Origin of the sequence: Paraflavisolibacter caeni, from assembly GCF_025628885.1 — a bacterium.
In the GTDB taxonomy this organism is placed as follows: Bacteria; Bacteroidota; Bacteroidia; order Chitinophagales; family Chitinophagaceae; genus Flavisolibacter; species Flavisolibacter caeni.
Window position 1 is genome coordinate 50284 of sequence record NZ_JAOTIF010000008.1, and the last position, 18807, is coordinate 69090.

Consider the following 18807-nt stretch of genomic DNA (forward strand, 5'->3'; position numbering starts at 1 on the left):
AATGATGATGTTTATAAGCCTGTCAAAAAACTAATGCTGGGCGAAAAAAAATATTCACCGCCTTTCAGCTTTACAAAATTGGCCATGGTATGCTTCACATTTCCCGGCCAAGTTTGCGGAACCGGTGCAGAACTTTGTCCAATCGTTGCATCAGGCCCCACTCCTTCAACTACAAAATCTTTTTCGTCTGAACCTTCCTGCTGGATAACAAATTGATCGAGGTTCGATTGAAAACACATGAACAATAAGCCGACTTCTTTTTCGGGCCTTGAACCGCCTGAAGGCAGGCCAATATCCGGCCGGTATCCGTAAGTAATTCCTCTTCTGACAACTCTCCTGAAACGTTCAAATTCCGCAGGAGCAGGTAAGTTCCTCGGCACATCACCGCGTGGATTTGTTTTTCTGATATGTGCATGAAAAGGACACAACAATGCTTTGTCATCCTGATCGTAATGAAAATCATTAGCGTCAGTACCGTCTACAATCACCGCTGTTGGCAGCAGTGGAATGCCATCTTGCGAACGTCCAACCGCAAGCGCTGCGGATTCGTCAACAGGCTTGCCTAATTTACCAGCCAGTTCTTCAACAGACTCCCAGAAACTTTTTACATTTTGCTCCAATTTTCTGAATACCATGAAACTTCCATAATTGCCGGGTGCCACAGGTTCTTCCACCAGCACCAATGAAAGCGGCGCAGACGGGTCCCAGTGGGCATTACCCCTTTTTGCAATTTCTTTATCAATGTCCTGTCGTATCATTAATGGCTGACTGATGCCGTCCTGGAAACCGAAATGCTCTACCACCAGTTCGCCGCGGAGGAATTTCTTTCTAAGTACATCACCACGTTCAATGGTAAGCGTTTGAAAAATCCCTTTGATAGAGTTGCTAATCTCCGTGATAGAATGTTCCAGCCTTTCCTTGCTGTCATCGGCCAAAAGCACCATTGCATGAATGGTATCCTGGTATGGAGTTTCCCATTGGTCAACGGGAGGGTCTGGCAACTTGCGGGGAAGAGAATTATCAGTTTGTACTTTCATGCCCAGCTTGAAATAGGGATCAAATTGAACACCGCCAAAAGGTATATTCATCGGTGAAGGAATCTGCTGATCAGTAAAGCCAAGCTTACGATACCCTTCGGCAGTTAACAGAAACATGAAAAAAGGTTCGCCAGCGGAATTGACATCTGCTTTCCAGCTCATAGTCATCCTATTTGACGCAGCGGCAGACGTAACGAATTTCTGGGAAAAATCAGCAATCCATTTCTTTGCGGCAGGTATTTCACCAATTATTTTTAAAATAAGATGTGAGGTGTGATCACGGCCATGGCCTTTGATGATATTACCCTGTATACCGCGGAGAAATGCTTCGGCGTCCGGATCCGTAAGGTCGATAGGTTGGGATAAGTTGATCATGGTTAAAAAATGGCATTAAAGTTTTTGATGCGTTTTTATTGTAAATTCCGGAATTCCCCTCTTTCACAACGAGGTTATTACGGTAATCATGAAACGTCTTCTCTCCCTCTTATTCTTTATCTCATTATTCATTATCATCACCTTCCTTTTATTTTCTGATCTTGAAAACAAAATGGAAGCATGAGTAAATTCCGCCAGTTCGGTATGGGCTTATTCAGCCATTAGCTTTGAATTACTGGCGGGTGATGTGCGGTTGCCCATTTCGTTCAGTCAGCTAATGATACTTTATGGCAAAGTGCTTGGCATAAATCAATCATTCAAACACCTTGAAGGCGACAGCAGAACATATAAATGTTTTATACATTACTACATTTTGAGCAAAAGGGGCTGCTAATTTTTTACACAACGACAACTAACATCTCCAGTGTTAGGGTCAATAAATATTTCCGGATGAAAGCCACTCCTACACGTCTTTCCATTACATGGATTATTTACTTCCGGCGCAAGAGACATTACAATTTGTTTAACATGTAATTTGTCTTCATTGTCGCTTTGATCTTCATGGAACTTTTTCACAGCATCTAGAAGTGCTGCAAAACGTGGATCGTCGTTAATTACTTTTTTTTTACCCATACATATTAATTTATAACGGTTAATTGAATAACATCGCTTTTACCCGTTGGGTTACCATTTTCGAATACTTCTGCCTTAACAAAGAAATTAATGTTAGCTGGAATATTTCCTACACTGAAAAAGGTGCTGACAGAAGAAGAATCGCCGGAGGTTGTTCCTTTATTGCTATACCTGTACCTACCAGAAAAAGGCGTGAGCGGCTCAGTATATTCATCAAATTTTACTTCAACACCTTCTGATACACCCTTACCCATATCATTATAAACCATAGCTCTTAAGAATATTTCACTCTGATAATTATTTCGTATAGCCGGTGTACTATACTCTAGTTTTACAGTATGCGGTAAAGAGGGTTGGAGAGTAATTTTTTTAGTAATATTAAAGTCTTTATAAGCGCTTTGTTGTTCGGGGATAATTGTAACAGATGCATCTCCTGGCTTCAAAGAAGATTTGAAGGTAGCTTTTGCGATAAGTTTTCCATTTTCAAAATTTGCTTTAACCACTAACTTTCCTTGTTGTGCGCCAACAATACTCCCATTACTTGCTGAGAAAACCACACCTCTTTTTGAGGGATCACTGTCAACCGGTAGCTCCACTTTTACTTCTGTAGTAGAAGATCCATCAGCTGGTAACATTGCATTTATGACCTCAGAACTTGTAAAAACATCTTGTAACTCGACCTTTTTATTACAGGAAATAAACAGTAGAATGATAAGAAGATATTTAATGTTCTTCATTTTACTTATTTTAGAGATGGAGTTAATGGGTTAATAATAGAATTTATTGCTTTTAGTAAATCAAGATCCACAGAAGCTGTAGCAAACATACCTGCCGCAATTTCTTCGCGTGATTTGACGGGGCTAGCATTTACTCTACGTAAAAAGGCAGGACCAAAAGAAAATCTGAGAGCCCTATAAAGTCTTATACTTGGGCCAACCATTAAAGAGGTATTATTATAAAAATCACCAAATTCAGGTTCTTTTATTTCACCTATCGTGAAACCAACATAAAGTGACAAGTAATGCCAAATTGACTTTTTTGCAAGCAGACCCAAAGTGTCTTTATCAATGATGATGTCCTTTCTGAATAAAGATCTGAAAGATCCGGTAAGAGAGTTCAATGGTACGTTTTTATCCACTGGTCTGAATAGAATATTTACACCGTAGGCCAGCTTCGGAATATAAGTAAACTTGTCTCTATTATCTTTAACTCCTAAATTGGCAAATCCCAAATCAAGTAGAAACCGATTGTTAGATTCCGTTTGTAAATCTTTTTCAACTGTTGTTGATATTAGATTATTGTTGAAATAAAATTGCCCATCAAGTACCGCAGTTCCCCTATTATATAAATCAAACAGAACTTTCTTATTATCTTTTAGTACGCCAATTAACAAATCAATATCATTCAGCATGCTTCTATCACCACCTTGCATTGCATTTAGAACTGTTGATACTTGCAATTTTATTACCCCAAGTGTCGATATGGAGCTTTCTAAATTTGCAATACGCTTCTGAAGGTCAAATATATCAGCCTCTTGTTTTACAACGTCTGATAATCGGGTAACACCTCTATAGATAAGTTCCATAGAAGTATTTTTAGTCGTTACGTCATAAAAATTAAGAAAGGCAGCGGAATCAATTGTTTTACAACATTGCTTAGATAATGCAATTAATTTCCCAAACTTGGTTTCATCAATATTGTTCGTTGTGCGAATTCCTTCGAATTTATTTATTGAATTCATTACCTTATCCAACCCTTGATTATACAAATCCAAATAGTCATCGACTGTACCTGGAACCACGCTGCTTGCAGGCTTATTGCAATAGCTTGCTAACTCATAAGAACTTTTTAGCTTTTTAAATAAATTTTCAAGAGCCGTCCTATCTGTTGGTGTTTTAAAAATTGCTTTATTTAATGCAATAGTTTTATTATAAGGATCTGTCTCTTTACTTATTATTATTATATCAAAGTGTTTTTGAGGCTTCAAGGCAGGCATTAAGAACCATATCTTTTTGTCTTCTTTTTTTACACTATCTCCAGGAATTTTAATATCATGATGTTTTCTTACAAAGCACCTTACATTACCGTTGTAGGTCATTTCATAAATAAATATGTTTTGAATTTCTTGTACAGTTAGATTTTCTATTTCTAACTTAAATGGCTTGTCAAATGGCACCTTATCAACTCGTTTCGTTTCAACGTTAAAAGTTACTGTTTCTAAAGCGTATGGGTATGATGATTGAGCCATAACACCTGTTCTTAGCAGCAAAATAATTATACAAAGGTTTGACTTCAATATAATATTAATTTCCTTCATCACTTTCTGTTTTAAACTAAACTGGTAAACTTTTACCAATGATTGGTGCGATCTCTAATATTTCAATTGTTTCAATGTGCATTTTGCATTCTGTCAAAAGCCGCAAGAGTATAATGGATGGCCTACTAAACCACAATAGGTCTTTTATCTTTGTTCTATTAGGTAAATTCTAATACAAGCTTTTGCATTCTCTATTTACTCGCCCTTTCTTATGATTGAATAAGACAATGATTTATTACATGATATTTTATAAGACGAGGGAGTAAGGGCACTAAACCTTAGTGTTAACGCAGGACTTTCTTTAGTTGCTTTTGCAGCGTCAGTTTTAGCCCCTTTTGCAGCAACGGTATCAATGCCATTCAGCCTTAATAGAATAGCAGGGAAAGTCAAAGTTTTGCAGCTTATATCTACTACATTTGTGACATTGACAGTGGGTGATGCATTCGAAAACTTAACAATAGAGTCACATTTAATCGTTACGCCGTCAAGATTAATTGTAGTATCTGTAAAGGTGATAATACCGGTTGTTTCTATTGAAAAGTCTTTTAGTGTGATAGTACCACCAGACCCTGTAAATGTTATATCTTGATTGATCTTAATCGATTGCTTAGTTAAAGAACCCAGAGTAATTTGGGAGTGAGAGCAGTAATGAATAAATAATGTAATAATAAAAAGACTAAACCTCTTCTTCATAGTTTTTGTTTACAATAATTGCAGTAATAGATTCAAATGAACGCATGGTGCCTTTTATCTTTCCAATTGCCTGAACAAAGAAAATCTTTGAAACATCATGTGTCTACTATTTTTCTTAATGAATTATCTTGATATTATCAATAATTGCCACTTTTTCATCTTCAACAAAAATTTCAATACTAGTGCGTTGCTATCTTTTTTGGGAATAAGTTCTGGAATCGCCATAAAAACTGATGTTTTACTTCTATTATAGCCATTAAATGTTTAATTCCTTTGAGGAGTTGGAATTGTTGCAGCTAATCCTCTTAATAACAATGGAGCAGATATTCCTACCTGAACACCAAGTGTTGTAGTAAAAGAGTTCGGATTATCATGAAAAGAATAATATCCTGCAAAACCACCCAAGATTGGTCCAATCAAATATGGTAACCAATAAATCCAGTCCTTGAAGTTTGGTTGCCTTGCGGGATCAGCTTTTAGTGCTTCTAATAAATTTAAAATCTGGGCAACTAGTCCAGAAATAGCTGGTACTAAAATAAAGTTTTCCATTTGTAATCCTTGTTAACTTAATCAATTCTGTTTTTAAACGCCCCGATAATTTTTTGTGCAAACGAGGCATTCTTTTTAAAATCATTTTTTGTAGTGTATAATTGCTCGCCATTTTTTGATAACATTGACGACCTTACAAACAAGTCGGACTTGTTTAAAACTTTCTCAATATTGAATACATCCTCATTTGTTATTTCACTTATGTCTTCTAAAGTGTACCATACTTTAGAGGTGTCTTGTTTCATTGTTGCATAAAGTTGCTCAGCGTCCATTTTTTTATGTTTTAAGTTTTTATGAAAAGTGCATGAGCTTACTGGAGACATAATATGAATATGCTCCTATAGCATAAAAACCGGATTAACGCTTACATAAGATATTTATAAACTGATTATTAGTAAATATATTTTAAACAATAAGTGTGTTAATTAGTGCTCATAGAATATCATTTATTTCCCTTTTAATTTTCCATTACCATTGGAAACATAAAAATGGTTTAACTTAAGTTCTAATCAATAACTTTCAGGATATGCAATACAAATAGCTATTCATATGGAATAGGATTATTAATATAAAAAAAAGTCAAGAGCATATAGTTAATCATAACTATGCCATGTAAACCTAGCAAATGATATATGCAAATTTTCTTTCTAAGAAAGTTTTGTTTTTATAACCAAAATACAGTTCAGGCTTCAGAAGGTAAGGACATAAGAGTATTATTCTATAAAAGAAAACGTCTTATATACACATTTAATGTCCAGTGTTTTTAAAGGATTATGTAAAGTTCCAAGGGGAGCGGAAAAAAGGATTAAAGAAGTGTTACCTAAAAATAAATACAATTATTTTAACATTCAAAAAAACTTATATTTTTTATTTTATTTTTAATCCTACACATTTTCGATTATTGATGGGCGTAACCTTATTATTTATTATAGTGCACACAAATTATCTCTTATTAAAATCATAAAACCTTTTTCTCATATGATCATCCCCCGTACTTTATACAGCTTGTTACTTAGGAAATTATATGGATTCACAATCGCTATCTAATTGAACAACTCTTCACCCAAATATGCCCTTATATTGATACTATATGCTCGCTCTGATATCATATTACTTACTACATAAAAATCAGTTCCGAAAAGCACATGCTCGCGAACCTTCTAGTTGGACTCCAGCATCATCTTTAACATCAGTAGAAACCGCGCATCGTTCTAGGTATAACTGATGTCCGATTACAGGCTGGAGAACTCAACGTTGTTCACACTTACGAAGTAACCGAGCCCGCCGCTGATGATATCGTCAACCTACGGAAACAAGCTTTGATAACACCCCCAAAAAGCGCCTAATAACAGCCTGATTAAATACATACACACAGAATCTTGCCTTTTGCATTTCACTCTAACCTTCAGAGGCATGACCAACATATTGCATATACTCAATATTAAGTATTACAGTTTGAATAATTGCATTCAGGGAGTAGTAGGATTAGAAGAGAAGTTTTCTAGTGTAGAAGATTACATTAAGAATGTTGCAATAAAATGTAATCACATTTTCATATATGTGAATATATATACATTATTTGAAATAAACAAGCGTAGAAATACGGTAATAAATAAATTTTAATTGTCGCATCACTGTTGCGACAATCTCGTTAGGATTCGCCACTTGAAAAACCATTCCTATTAATCAACTCCTCAATATCCTCCCGTGCGCTTACGATATTCTTATCCGCAAACTCCTTGGGCGTTAATTTGAATTGCTGCTGAAAGCATTTTGAAAAATATGATGGTGAATTAAACCCAGTCATATAGGCTATTTCCGCAATCATGTGTTCATTGGTCACTAATAAGCGGGCGGCATGCTTCAGCCGTACCAGCCTGATGAGTTCATTGGGCCCATAGCCTGATAAGGACGTTAACTTCTTCAACAGGTTGGAGCGGCTCATAGTCATGTCCTTACTCAACTCTTCCACGGATAGCTGGGGATCAATCTTTCACGGGAATCCAACAGGTTTTTCACCACAGCGGCCAAATGCTTCCATTTAAATGGTTTCAGGATATAAGCATCTGCACCGGCTTCTACCCCTTCAATCTCCGCTTCCCTATTTCCCTTGGCGGTCAGTAAGACCAATGGAATATGGCTGTAATTAATGTTTGTTTTCACTGCCTTACACAACTCAATACCATCCATCACAGGCATCATCATCTTCCACACCGATGCAAATATTTTGCTCTGCACCTTCCCTCCTGACCAGTTCGGATATGGTTACCGCACATGATTCCTTGCAAACTTGAATGCATTGATCAACAGGTTGCTTAATATTTTATTGAGTACTTCCGGATCGGCCTGCAATACTAGTTTACTGATGTTGGTGCTCAATGTAAATTCAATATCCTTCTGATAAGGAAGCGCAGAAAACCGGGAATAAACCGACTGTACTAATGAAACCACGTCTACCTGTTCTTTTTTGATCTCATAGGCATCACTTTCGATCCTTCTGAAATCAAGCAACTGGTTGACCAGGCCGAGCAGGCGGTTTGCATTTTCATCCATGACCTGCAATTGTTCGTTTTCTTCTTGGTACGGATCAATCGAAATACCTAGGAGATGCCAATCATTGTTGATTTTGTAGCTCACAAAAGATCCTTCTGTGTGTCCAACACAGAAGATGAGAGCACCAACAAATTTGCCTCCTTATCAAAGAGTTTAACCTAAAACCTAACTGACTTTTGTTGCTCTTCCAGAATGATTTTTTCCAACTCCTTTTCACTGGGCAGATTGATCAAATATTTAGAAACAAATACTTTTTGCGGCAGTCCAGTGGTAGCATACTTTACAAGAGCTTCATTCTTTCCGGCACACAGAATGATACCTACCGGTGGATTATCTCCTTTCTCCATTTCGTTTTCCTTGTAATAATTCAGGTAAACGTTCATCTGTCCTGCGTCTGCATGGCTGAATTCTCCCAATTTCAGATCAATCAGAACATGGCATTTTAAGACCCGATGATAAAATACCAGGTCGATCCGGTAGTGCGTATTGTCGAAAGTGATTCGCTTTTGTCTAGCTTCAAAACAAAATCCCCTGCCCATCTCCAAAAGGAAAATTTGAAGATGATTTATGATGGCCTGCTCTAAATCGCCTTCAGAGTAGGATGGTTTTTCTTCCAATCCCAAAAACTCTAAGACGTAAGGGCTTCGTAAGACATCGTCGATTTGCGATTCCGATCCAACTTTGTAGCTTTTAACTATTGCCTTCTTATCTGAACTGAGCCCTGTTCGTTCATAGAGCATACTATTCATAGTCCGTTGAAGCTCTCGTACAGACCATTGATTTTTGAGTGCCTGGGTTTCATAAAAGAGCCGTTTTAAGGGTTCTTCGCATTTGACAAGCTCTACAAAATGTGTGAAGGAAAGCTTTTCCAAGAGCAGTTTTCCAGGTGTTTGTGGTAACCCGGCAGATTTTTCAGTCGGTGACTGAAGAATTATATTCAGTTGATTTTGGGAAGGTTGTAAATATTCAGCCGCTGACTGAAGAATTTGTGGATAAGCCAAGTAGAACTGCCGACAGAGGTATAGATTCGTAAAGGACAGCCCCTTGATTTTGGCGTCCTTTAGTTGCTGCGCAAGCTTTTTAAAGAGCTGTTCTCCATATTGAGCGCGATCTTCTCCTTGCTGTTCATACTGAAAGATGTGATAGCCAATCAGCCAATTTCGTAAGGTGAGTGCCGTGTTCACTTGCTTTTGAACTTGATGAAGGAAATACTGATTGGTTTCCGTAATCAGGCCGGCCAAGCGTTCCAGGTTGTTTATTTGCTGCATATGGAATTTCTTAATTAAAGAGGGTTGCGACATGCTGCCCATTGACAAGATTATTGAAAATTAAGAGGCTTTTCCCTTTTACTGCATAGAATTTTGAAGGTAATTAATCTTCAACCGCGGAAGCAGCCATATAGATCTCTCTCGATCTCTATAATAAAACGCTGCAGGTTTACTACAGATTTCAGGGGTGCGTACCGATCCCATTTGCCGTTGGCTCGCATCCAGTACACATGCCATTCCTTTTCCTTTTGCACCCATGTTGCTTTGGCAAAATCGTATTTTTCAATTATGGAAGGATCATCCCATCGAGGACGGATTTCAAACAGGAACACTGACTGCCTTTCTACCTTCCAGCCCAGGTCTAATTGATGCCTGATATGCTCCGGCGGACGCATCTGTTGCATGAGTGTACCCATCATTGAAGTGATCTCCTTTACCTGGTTTGGAGAGAACGCCATGAGTGTTTTTGTGGTACAAACTTAGGAGTTGGTTACGCCAAGACAAATTAAAAAATAAACAGGAGTACTTTTTATTGTTGCATCAGTGCTACTGCTGCATATAACGAATCAAATCAGCTATAGTAAAAATATTTACATAGTGCATACCGCTATACTGTTTATTAATTCATCATTCCCGAATCACCCGCATAATCAGCCTTCCCTTTTAACGTAATGACCAGGGGACAGGAAGTCATAAGGCCGGTAGTCTTCAACCGCCATTTCTCCATGCCGCTATTAGCATCAAATGCATAAATATATCCACTGCCCCCACCGCCTACATAAACAACTCCATTCGAAACGGCAGGACTGGCGCTATTCGCCAATATCCGTTGTTTCCATAACGTTGCTCCAGTGGCTGCATCCAGTGCATGCAGGTAAAGATCATCAGCAGTAAGAAATACTATCCCATTCGAAACCGTAGGACTCGAACTGATGCCGGTATTGGTCAATGCCTCCCAAACCAAAGTACCGGTAGCCGCATTCACCGCGTAGAAGCTGCCCTTGCGTGTAAAGCTGGGCACATCGTACCAGGCACCAATGTAAACAATGCCGCCTGCAACCGTTGGACTGGATTGCTCCAGGGAGATCCCATTGGCAGAAAAACGCCACTTCAGCATCCCGCTAACCGCGTCCACAGCATACAAATACCCGTCCCTGCTGCCTACATAAACCGTTCCGTTAGCCAATGCAGGCCCAGACTGGTTCAGCATTCCTCCCGTTGCATAGCTCCACTTTAACTGCCCGCTGCCCGCATCCAGGGCATAGAGCCTGCCATCTGAGCTGCCAAAATAAACCACACCGTTCCATACCGTAGGACTGGAGCTCACATTACCGCCTGTGGTAAACTTCCACTTGAGCTGCCCCGTACCCGCATCCAATGCATACAGGTAGTCATCATTGCAGCCTACATAAACGGTCCCGTTGACCACCACTGCATCCGACTCCACTCCTGTTGTGCCAGCCAGGAACTTCCATTTTACACGTCCCGAAATGGCATCAAAAGCATAAACGTAATTATCAATGCCGCCGACATACACCGTTCCATTTTCGTAGGTAGCACTGGAATAAGCAAAGGAAGCAGTGCTGGCATATTCCCATATTATTGTACCCTTCTGAGCGTCCAGCGCATAAAAATGTTGATCACTACTGCCTATATACACCAAACCTCCGGGATTGTCGATTTTTACAATCACCTTATAAGCGGCCATACTGCCATCTTCTGCCTTCACGGTATAAGTAAGGGGTTGGGAAAAATCCTGGACCACACCGCTGGCAGGCGAAATTGTCACGCCTTTGATCTCAATTTCCGGAGCCAGGCGGGTAATATCGGTAAGAAATGGAACAGAAATGGTGATGGTATCTCTATGGATAGAAACACTGGCTTCAGATACACTAAGGGCAGTACCATCTGTTTTTTTCAAGGAAAAAGAAACAATTTCTTTAATGGAGCCTTTTACATTCACTCCTTCTTTCACACAGGAGCTGAAATAGAGCAATAGGATGGTACAAAAGAGGAATAGGTTGAGTCTTTTACTCATAGCAGTAGTTTTCTTGGTACAAAATATAAGGCAAGTAACGAATTATAATCCATTGACTGGAAAAATATGTTTTATGGCTTTCCCCTAACTCTTTTTTCTGTTAATATCCTTATATCTGAACGTAAATAATGCGTACCTCACTTCGGCACTGTGAAGTTCCGATGATTGAACCTGGTTATTATATCTAGCCAAAACTCGTGTTTTTTATATAGTTCTGGCGACTTATATAGTTAGTATAAATCGCCAGAACCCAAACAATCATTAAGGAAATAAGAAGTTCAATTATTAGATACCTTCCCGAAAGTTTTTGATACTGTTTTCTGTTAATGAACAATTTTCGAAAATAGCGGTAGTGCCATTACCGATGGGACTTTGCGTACTTAGGCCTACCCATATAACATCAGGATAATTGTTTTTATAAAGCCTTGCCAGATTCCAGGTGACATTATCTATCGAATAATAAAGACCAACAGTTTTTGTATCAGAGGTCACCTTCAAAAAAACGCTTTCATTGGTCAATATATCATGGTTGTTATCATCTGAAGTTTCTATTGTTCTTACACTAACGACTCTTGTTCTTCCGCGTTCATCTTTTTCAAATGCAAATTTCTGCCATAATTTCTCAGTTGAAAAAATATAAAGTACACCTGCATCATAGGTTTCTTTAAAGGATGGTGTAACTTTAGCAGTCAATGTAAACGGCTTTTTATTATCTACCCTGGATAATAAAACCGGCGCGGAATTATTTGAGAATTTCCCACCGGGATCGTTAAAGTAGTCTTTTTTTGCTTCGAATCGTGAGCCGCTCATTTTCAAAACCATAAAGTCCTGCAGCATTATTGAGCGATTTGGTGAAAGTTATTTTAGGCAGTTTGACCAGGCAATCGTCTCCCAACTGATCTTTGGTTTCTTTGCAACTACTCATTAACGTTATAATGCTTAAAAGTGTAAGGTATGCTATTCTCATATGTACATTTCCTTTTTACTAAGGTAGTTTATTACATGTTAACTTAATTGGTAAGTATAGCATACATCCGAAGTTAAACTTAACCTTACTTGATAGCGGTTTGGTATCAGGCATTTTGAAAGACATATTTATTCAAAAAATCATTTCGGAACTTACCCTTGGGATCAAATGCAGTTACCACCTTTTTAAACTCTTCCAGTTTTTCATAACGGGAGGTTAGCACGTTAGGTGCCAGCGTGAATAGTTTTCCCCAATGTGGCCGAACGTGAAATGGAGAGAGTTCTTTTTCAATCAAAGGCAACAGTTTACTGACGGAAGGCCAATCCTGTTTCCAGGTAAAGTGAATGGCCACGGAAGCCTGCTGTCTACAAGGACTCATCCAAAAATCGTCGGCGTCAATGGTGCGAATTTCAGAAATTAAAAGGTGGGGACCGATCTGTTTCCCTAATCTTTGAATGGCCTCAATGGCCTCTACGGCATTTTGGCGAGGAATAAAATATTCTGACTGCAATTCTTTGCCTGCGCTGGGTGTAAAGCCCATTTTAAAATGAGGGAGCCGTTCAAACCAGGGTCCCGGCACTCCCATTTGTTCCGTACAGTTTTCGGCAGAAAGTTCGGCAATGGGATGCAGGTTTATTGTGGCGGCTTTTGCCCCATAGAACTCCTGCCCGGGCTTATTATCCTCATCCTCCCTGCTTTTGATCCAGACTTCGTTTATGGATTCAGTTTGCCAGTCGGTAAACAAACTGACACTATAGCCTGCCGACATGATCGCTTCAAAGTGCTCTTGGAGTTGGTTCATCGGCAGTTGGACAAAAACGTTTTGCCGCATTTCATAAGTAGGTTGAAGGGCAAGGGTAACTTGGGTAATCACGCCAAAGGCACCGAGCCCCACTACTGCAGCCAGGAACTGCTGCTCATCTTTTTCACGGGAAAGACGAACAATACTTCCATCAGCGGTCATCAATTCCAATGCCCGGACAGCCGTAGCCAGGTTGCCGTTCTTTACTCCTGAACCATGAGTAGCAGTAATAATAGAACCGGCAACAGAAATATGGGGTAATGAAGCCAGGTTGTGTAAGGCAAAACCGTTTTGATGCAAGTAGGGAGCCAGCTCTCCATATTTCATGCCACCCTCTACGGTTACAGTGCGTGCTTGCGCATCCAATTCAATTACCTTATTTAAGTGTTTTGTAGCAAGAAGATGATATTTACTATCTGCAATCCGGTTGAAGCAATGGCGCGTGCCCAGGCTCTTTAGCTTGTTCTGTTTTTTTACCAGGCTTTGTACCTCTGCAACCGATTTGGGATAAGAAACTTTGTCCGTACTGTACTCGATATTACCCGCCCAGTTTTTTAGCCGGTCACCAGGCACCCAGTCAGTTAAAGGCGCAAGGGCACTTCCGGCTGTTACTTCTGAAGATAACTTTATAAATGTTCTTCTTTTCATGACTGGTTTGTTTAAGGGTGGAGTATGTGTAGTAACAAAATAGTGAAAAATGGTGAATGATGATTTAGCTAATCTGGCATGCTGATTGAACTTCAGAGGTTTGATTACCAATATAACTTATGATACGTAAATTGAAATCAGGGCAATACCGGCTCTATTCCCGGAAGAAAAACCCTAACACCAATAAGCGCAGGAACCTAGGAACTTTTGATACATTGGAAGACGCAAAAAGGCACGAAAGGGAAATACAATACTTTAAACGACATTAAATGCTGCAGGTGGGGTGTACGGTAAACGTTTATGACTGCAGCGCGTTTGCCATCAATAATCTTCATGTAACACCGGAGCAATTACCACTATTGTTTATGGTTGCAGGCATCAGCACATTGATCATCATGCCGGTAATAGGAAAGTTAAGCGACAAAAAAGACAAGTTCACCATTTTTGCCCTCGCCTCTGTCTGGATGATGATCATGGTTATCATTTACACCAATCTTTCTGTAGTGCCATTCTGGTTTGTGATCATGATGAATATATTTTTTATGATGGGGATCATGAGCCGCATGGTGCCTTCTATGGCATTGGTATCTGCCTTACCCAAATTGCAGGATCGCGGCGCCTTCATGAGTGTAAATTCATCGTTGCAGCAAATAGCAGGAGGTTTCGCTGCAGTCGTTGGCGGCATGTATTACGATGAGCACTAATGCAGCACTGTTATTGTTCCCTGTTCTCTTTGGACAGTTGGGATTACGGCAGTAAAACTTATGGAGGGTAAAATGGCTTGCCTGCAATGATTTTCATTTAATATAACTTTTAAAGCATTATTTTATAATTTTTATACAGCATTAAATTATAATTTTGCCTCAACATTAAATTATAATTTTAATACCCAATTAGTATGGCAACACCTGCAGAAAGATTGGCGGATTCTCTTGAGGAACTTAGAAAGTTGCAGGAGGAAGGAAAAGTGGCCATCAAATCCGATGAATTATCAAGGACCCATAGAGAACGGCTTGTTGAAAATGGGTTTTTGAAGGAAGTAGTCAGGGGATGGTATATAATTAGCCGGCCCGATGAAAAGCCAGGGGATAGCACGTCATGGTATAGCAACTTCTGGCATTTCTGTTCAAGATTTCTGAATGAAAAATATAATGAGAATTGGTGTATATCTGCTGAACAATCTATCCAACTACATGCAGGTAACTGGAGTGTTCCCGCACAATTGATAATTAAATCTCCTGAAGCTAATAATTTTAAGACTGAACTTCTGTATGGCACATCCTTGTTCAGTATGAAATCACAACTTCCGGTCAAAAGAGAAACTACGGTGGTGGAAGGTGTGCGGATGCTTACTTTGCCGGCATCATTGATTCATTGCTCTGCCAACACCTATACACAAAACGAGACCGATGTAAGAACTGCCCTTTCGCTGGTTGCTGATGCTTCCGAAATATTAAGTCTTTTATTAGATGGTGGTCACAGTACCATTGCCGGACGATTGGTAGGAGCATTTAGAAATAATGGGCAGGAAAGGATAGCCGATGATATTCTGAAAACAATGAAATCGGCTGGCTTTGATATTCGGGAAACTGATCCGTTTGAAAGTAAACTAGAAATAAAATTATCGGTACGTGAAAAATCGCCTTATGTAAACCGGATTAAATTGATGTGGCATCAAATGCGTATGCCAGTTATAGAGATTCTTCCAAAGGCTCCCGGTCTTCCATCAGATAAGGATGCCTATCTCAAAAAAGTTGAAGAAATTTATTTAACCGATGCATACCATTCACTTTCCATAGAAAAATATCGGGTCACACCCGAATTGATTGAGCGGGTGCGTACAGGAGCCTGGAACCATTATGAAAACGAAGAAGACAGAAAACAACGGGATGCAATGGCCGCCCGGGGTTACTGGCAAGCTTTTCAACAGGTCGAAAATAGTATTCGGAAAATACTTAATGGAGAAAATCCCGGAGAGGTGGCAGACTCAGATCATGGAGATTGGTATAGGGAGTTATTTGCACCAAGTGTAACAGCAGGCCTGTTAAAACCTTCTGATCTGGCTGGTTATAGAAAACACCAGGTTTATATTGGCAAATCGAAGCATGTTCCATTAAACAAGGATGCCGTAAGAGAAGCAATGCCTGCGCTATTTGAAATGCTAAAGCAGGAGCCGGAGGCATCTGTGCGTGCTGTTCTTGGTCATTTCATTTTTGTTTTTATACATCCTTATATGGATGGCAATGGTCGCATGGGTCGCTTTTTAATGAATGTTATGTTGGCCTCGGGGGGATATCCCTGGACTGTAATACCGGTAGAAGCAAGAGCCACTTATATGGAAGCACTTGAAAGCGCAAGTGTTGGGCAGGATATCAAACCATTTGCAAAGTTTTTGGAGTACCTCGTAGCTCAAAGCTTAAAAGGTACTCCAGTTGCGAAAATATAATAAACGCCATGCGTCAATTGCCTTAAAGCTCCTTTTGGGATAAAGTTCATGGAGAAATTCTTGCGCTTTTGTGTTGTTCATGGCTATAGATTTATTGAAGTTAAACAATCAAGCAAAGTATCTGTACCAGGAAGGAGATTAAAGAGATCTGCTTTTATAAGAATGAATTGCCCCTTTACTGCCCCTTTGCAAGCCTTTTTGCCCCTTTACTGCCCCTTTGCAGCATATACGAAGTACCTTTACCAGTTGTCCCAATTTTAGTAACCAAACCTTTCTCCATGAGCAATTGGAGGTCGTTTGTAGCAGTTCTTTTGGAAACTTTTAATAATTCCTGATATTGGGTATTAGTGATACTGTCATTTTGTTTTATAAAAAGAAGAGCTTCAATTAGACGCCTTTCCAAACCAAGCTGCTGCAGATAGGTTTCTGTATAAATATCCTTTTGAAAGGTTACCTGAATACCCCCAGCCAATTCTTCTATAATGGGCTCAGGTAGTCCAGCGGCAGCACAGGCCTCAATCATTTTGGTAATGCCACGGCCCCAGGCTTCAATATATCCAGCCTTAAAGAAGATTTCAGCAATGTTTTTATTCCGGGGCTTTGATGGATGTTTTGATTTTAATTGTTCGATACTTAGTTCATCCGGCAGCGAACCAGGATTCCAAAGAATCAGCTTGTCATCATAGACACTGAGTTGGATAAAAGTATCGGTATAATCCTTATGCACAATGGCATTCAATATGGCTTCCCTGAGGGCTGGCTCGGGGTATTCCAGTTGTTCCAGACGCTCAAGGCCTTTATAGGAAATAGAGGCAACAAGGTATTTAGAGCGTAGCACTTCGATGACCTTATCTGCCATGGTTAAGATATTGCCTTCTATTACATCCTGAAAGCGCAGGTCATGGTCAGAAGTGCCAAAGCGGCCAATCTTAAAATAAGCGGTGGTAAAATACTTCTTTGGCTTTTTACCAAACAGCAGAATGGCTGCACTTTTTAGCCGGCCTTCCTCATTGAACAGTTCCAGGTTCTCCAGCAAACTTTTTAGATCGTCAGAGGCAGCATCCGGGGAAATGCGTCCTTTGTCCAGTGCTCTTTTTAAAAAGAATTGAACAGAGGCTTCGTCTATGTCTTCTAAGGTGGTGTTCTGCATCGGAATATCATCCCAGCTTTTACCCATCTTTTTTAAAATGAATCGATGCAAGTGCTGTCCTTTCAGCTCCTGCTTGGTGCTTCCGCTCCGGTAGTGATAGCTGCCATGGTAGGAAATGGGCACATCGCTAGTGGGCACAACAATTTCCAGGTAATGTTTTCCTTCTTTTTTGTGCAGGTTTACATCTACCACCAAGCCAAGATGGGTAATGGATTTGTTGGGAATATCTTCCAGAAGCTTTTTGCAATCAGTAATGCCTTTTACTGCTCCTTTATCATCTATGCCTATATAAATTTTTCCACCCTGCGCATTGGCGAAGCCGCAAATCCATTTCAGGTATTCATCCCGCCATGATTCTTTGTATTCTATATTCTGATGTTCAGGCATAGCTCCAAAGTAATGAAAAGGAAAATAGGAAAACGGAAATTATTATCGCTCCTGTATAAGCGATAATTTTTGCAACAAGCAGTTGCAAGATTTCAGCTGGGTTAACTGGTAGGCTTAATTATTTAGGTAATTAGAATAGAAAAATGATGACAGCCATTTACCATGATTTGCAATGTTTTAGTGATAACTTAGAACCAATTGATTTACAATACCCTTTACAGTCCAGCATGGAGTCGCTTGCGTAACAGTTCGAATGGGTTTTATAATACACCTGCAAGGAAGGGGTTTTGTCCTCGTGAAAGGGGCAGTGCAATCGCAGGTGTTTATCCGACTTCAGTCCGTAATGCTGCAACACCTGGGCAAGGGCAAGCTGCGTTTGATGTCGGTGATCTCGATCAGAAAACTATTTTTGGTCTTTTTGACAAGTGCAAAACAAAATACTAAATATCATTTTGACAATTTAATTTTATCAAAAAGAACACTATTCTTTCTAAAAAGGTCAGCCTGACTACTTTTGCAGAAGTTAACTGTAGAACTCAAAGCAAACCTCTACAACATGCACATCGGCAAAAACATCAAAAAGATCAGGGAATAAAAAGCATCCTGCAAAAAGAAGTGGCCACCGCAGCCGGCATCCACGCCTCCAACTACTCCAAAATCGCAAAAGGGGAACGGAAACCTTCCATTGAGGCCCTGGATAAAATCGCAAAGCTCTTTGGCATGACCGTGGACGAGGTGATCCACTTTGAAGGCAAGGTGCCCATGGAAGTGAAGATCAAAGACAAAACCGTTTCAGAAAAACTACAACTCATTGACCAACTCGAGCAGGCCATCTTCCGCATCATCGAAGGCATGCTCACCAAAACCAAATTCAAAGACTTCTTCCAAAAAAATGTAGCAGCACTATAAAAAGAAAAATGTCCGGAGTCATATACATCCGGACA

The 18807-nt window shown here is 39.6% G+C and carries 20 protein-coding genes; 3 read left to right on the forward strand and 17 right to left on the reverse strand.

The genetic code is table 11. The annotated features are described in order from the left end of the window. Nucleotides 1-11: 11 nt before the first annotated feature. The 15 genes from OCK74_RS12060 to OCK74_RS12130 form a co-directional block, all read right to left on the reverse strand. Nucleotides 12-1412: a Dyp-type peroxidase gene (locus OCK74_RS12060; RefSeq protein WP_279297298.1), complete on the reverse strand. Its 1401-nt coding sequence runs from the start codon at nucleotides 1410-1412 to the stop codon at nucleotides 12-14. Between the two features lie 390 nt (nucleotides 1413-1802). After that, nucleotides 1803-2045: a hypothetical protein gene (locus OCK74_RS12065; protein ID WP_279297299.1), complete on the reverse strand. Its 243-nt coding sequence runs from the start codon at nucleotides 2043-2045 to the stop codon at nucleotides 1803-1805. A gap of 5 nt (nucleotides 2046-2050) precedes the next feature. After that, nucleotides 2051-2782, reverse strand: a complete 732-nt coding sequence (locus OCK74_RS12070) for an Ig-like domain-containing protein (protein WP_279297300.1) — start codon at nucleotides 2780-2782, stop codon at nucleotides 2051-2053. A gap of 5 nt (nucleotides 2783-2787) precedes the next feature. Beyond that, on the reverse strand, nucleotides 2788-4362 hold the full coding sequence (locus OCK74_RS12075) for a hypothetical protein (RefSeq protein ID WP_279297301.1): 1575 nt from the start codon (nucleotides 4360-4362) through the stop codon (nucleotides 2788-2790). A 195-nt stretch (nucleotides 4363-4557) separates the two neighbouring features. Next, complete coding sequence (locus tag OCK74_RS12080; RefSeq protein ID WP_279297302.1) at nucleotides 4558-5055, reverse strand: hypothetical protein; 498 nt, start codon at nucleotides 5053-5055, stop codon at nucleotides 4558-4560. Nucleotides 5056-5319: 264 nt separating this feature from the next. Continuing rightward, nucleotides 5320-5604 (reverse strand): hypothetical protein, encoded by a 285-nt coding sequence (locus OCK74_RS12085; protein WP_279297303.1) that lies wholly within the window; start codon nucleotides 5602-5604, stop codon nucleotides 5320-5322. Nucleotides 5605-5621: 17 nt separating this feature from the next. Beyond that, nucleotides 5622-5876, reverse strand: a complete 255-nt coding sequence (locus OCK74_RS12090; RefSeq protein ID WP_279297304.1) for a hypothetical protein — start codon at nucleotides 5874-5876, stop codon at nucleotides 5622-5624. Nucleotides 5877-7255: 1379 nt separating this feature from the next. Then, the gene (locus OCK74_RS12095; RefSeq protein WP_279297305.1) at nucleotides 7256-7549 is read right to left on the reverse strand and encodes a helix-turn-helix transcriptional regulator; all 294 of its coding nucleotides are present in this window, start codon (nucleotides 7547-7549) and stop codon (nucleotides 7256-7258) included. 14 nt (nucleotides 7550-7563) lie between these two features. Beyond that, the gene (locus OCK74_RS12100; RefSeq protein ID WP_279297306.1) at nucleotides 7564-7842 is read right to left on the reverse strand and encodes a response regulator transcription factor; all 279 of its coding nucleotides are present in this window, start codon (nucleotides 7840-7842) and stop codon (nucleotides 7564-7566) included. A gap of 27 nt (nucleotides 7843-7869) precedes the next feature. After that, nucleotides 7870-8241 (reverse strand): sensor histidine kinase, encoded by a 372-nt coding sequence (locus tag OCK74_RS12105; protein WP_279297307.1) that lies wholly within the window; start codon nucleotides 8239-8241, stop codon nucleotides 7870-7872. A 74-nt stretch (nucleotides 8242-8315) separates the two neighbouring features. Continuing rightward, on the reverse strand, nucleotides 8316-9425 hold the full coding sequence (locus tag OCK74_RS12110; protein WP_279297308.1) for a PDDEXK nuclease domain-containing protein: 1110 nt from the start codon (nucleotides 9423-9425) through the stop codon (nucleotides 8316-8318). Between the two features lie 110 nt (nucleotides 9426-9535). Next, on the reverse strand, nucleotides 9536-9883 hold the full coding sequence (locus OCK74_RS12115; RefSeq protein WP_279297309.1) for a DUF3024 domain-containing protein: 348 nt from the start codon (nucleotides 9881-9883) through the stop codon (nucleotides 9536-9538). Between the two features lie 161 nt (nucleotides 9884-10044). Beyond that, complete coding sequence (locus OCK74_RS12120) at nucleotides 10045-11463, reverse strand: outer membrane protein assembly factor BamB family protein (RefSeq protein WP_279297310.1); 1419 nt, start codon at nucleotides 11461-11463, stop codon at nucleotides 10045-10047. A gap of 285 nt (nucleotides 11464-11748) precedes the next feature. Next, complete coding sequence (locus OCK74_RS12125; RefSeq protein ID WP_279297311.1) at nucleotides 11749-12300, reverse strand: DUF1349 domain-containing protein; 552 nt, start codon at nucleotides 12298-12300, stop codon at nucleotides 11749-11751. A gap of 236 nt (nucleotides 12301-12536) precedes the next feature. Continuing rightward, nucleotides 12537-13880: an FAD-binding protein gene (locus OCK74_RS12130; RefSeq protein ID WP_279297312.1), complete on the reverse strand. Its 1344-nt coding sequence runs from the start codon at nucleotides 13878-13880 to the stop codon at nucleotides 12537-12539. Between the two features lie 269 nt (nucleotides 13881-14149). On the opposite strand from OCK74_RS12130, the gene OCK74_RS12135 reads away from it, so the two are divergent. Further along, nucleotides 14150-14584 carry an MFS transporter gene (locus OCK74_RS12135; RefSeq protein ID WP_279297313.1) on the forward strand — a complete coding sequence of 145 codons (435 nt, stop codon included), beginning with the start codon at nucleotides 14150-14152 and terminating at the stop codon, nucleotides 14582-14584. A gap of 194 nt (nucleotides 14585-14778) precedes the next feature. Next, nucleotides 14779-16326 carry a Fic family protein gene (locus OCK74_RS12140; RefSeq protein ID WP_279297314.1) on the forward strand — a complete coding sequence of 516 codons (1548 nt, stop codon included), beginning with the start codon at nucleotides 14779-14781 and terminating at the stop codon, nucleotides 16324-16326. A gap of 175 nt (nucleotides 16327-16501) precedes the next feature. On the opposite strand, the gene OCK74_RS12145 is transcribed toward OCK74_RS12140, so the two are convergent. Together OCK74_RS12145 and OCK74_RS27960 are read right to left on the reverse strand one after the other, a co-directional pair. Continuing rightward, entirely contained in the window at nucleotides 16502-17863 is a 1362-nt protein-coding gene (locus OCK74_RS12145) for an ATP-binding protein (protein WP_279297315.1), read from the reverse strand. A gap of 157 nt (nucleotides 17864-18020) precedes the next feature. Next, a complete protein-coding gene (locus tag OCK74_RS27960) occupies nucleotides 18021-18218 on the reverse strand; it encodes a hypothetical protein (RefSeq protein WP_423803156.1) in 198 nt (65 codons plus the stop codon). A gap of 248 nt (nucleotides 18219-18466) precedes the next feature. Between OCK74_RS27960 and OCK74_RS12150 the strand changes: the two genes are divergently transcribed. After that, complete coding sequence (locus tag OCK74_RS12150; RefSeq protein ID WP_279297425.1) at nucleotides 18467-18772, forward strand: helix-turn-helix domain-containing protein; 306 nt, start codon at nucleotides 18467-18469, stop codon at nucleotides 18770-18772. Nucleotides 18773-18807 lie beyond the last annotated feature (35 nt).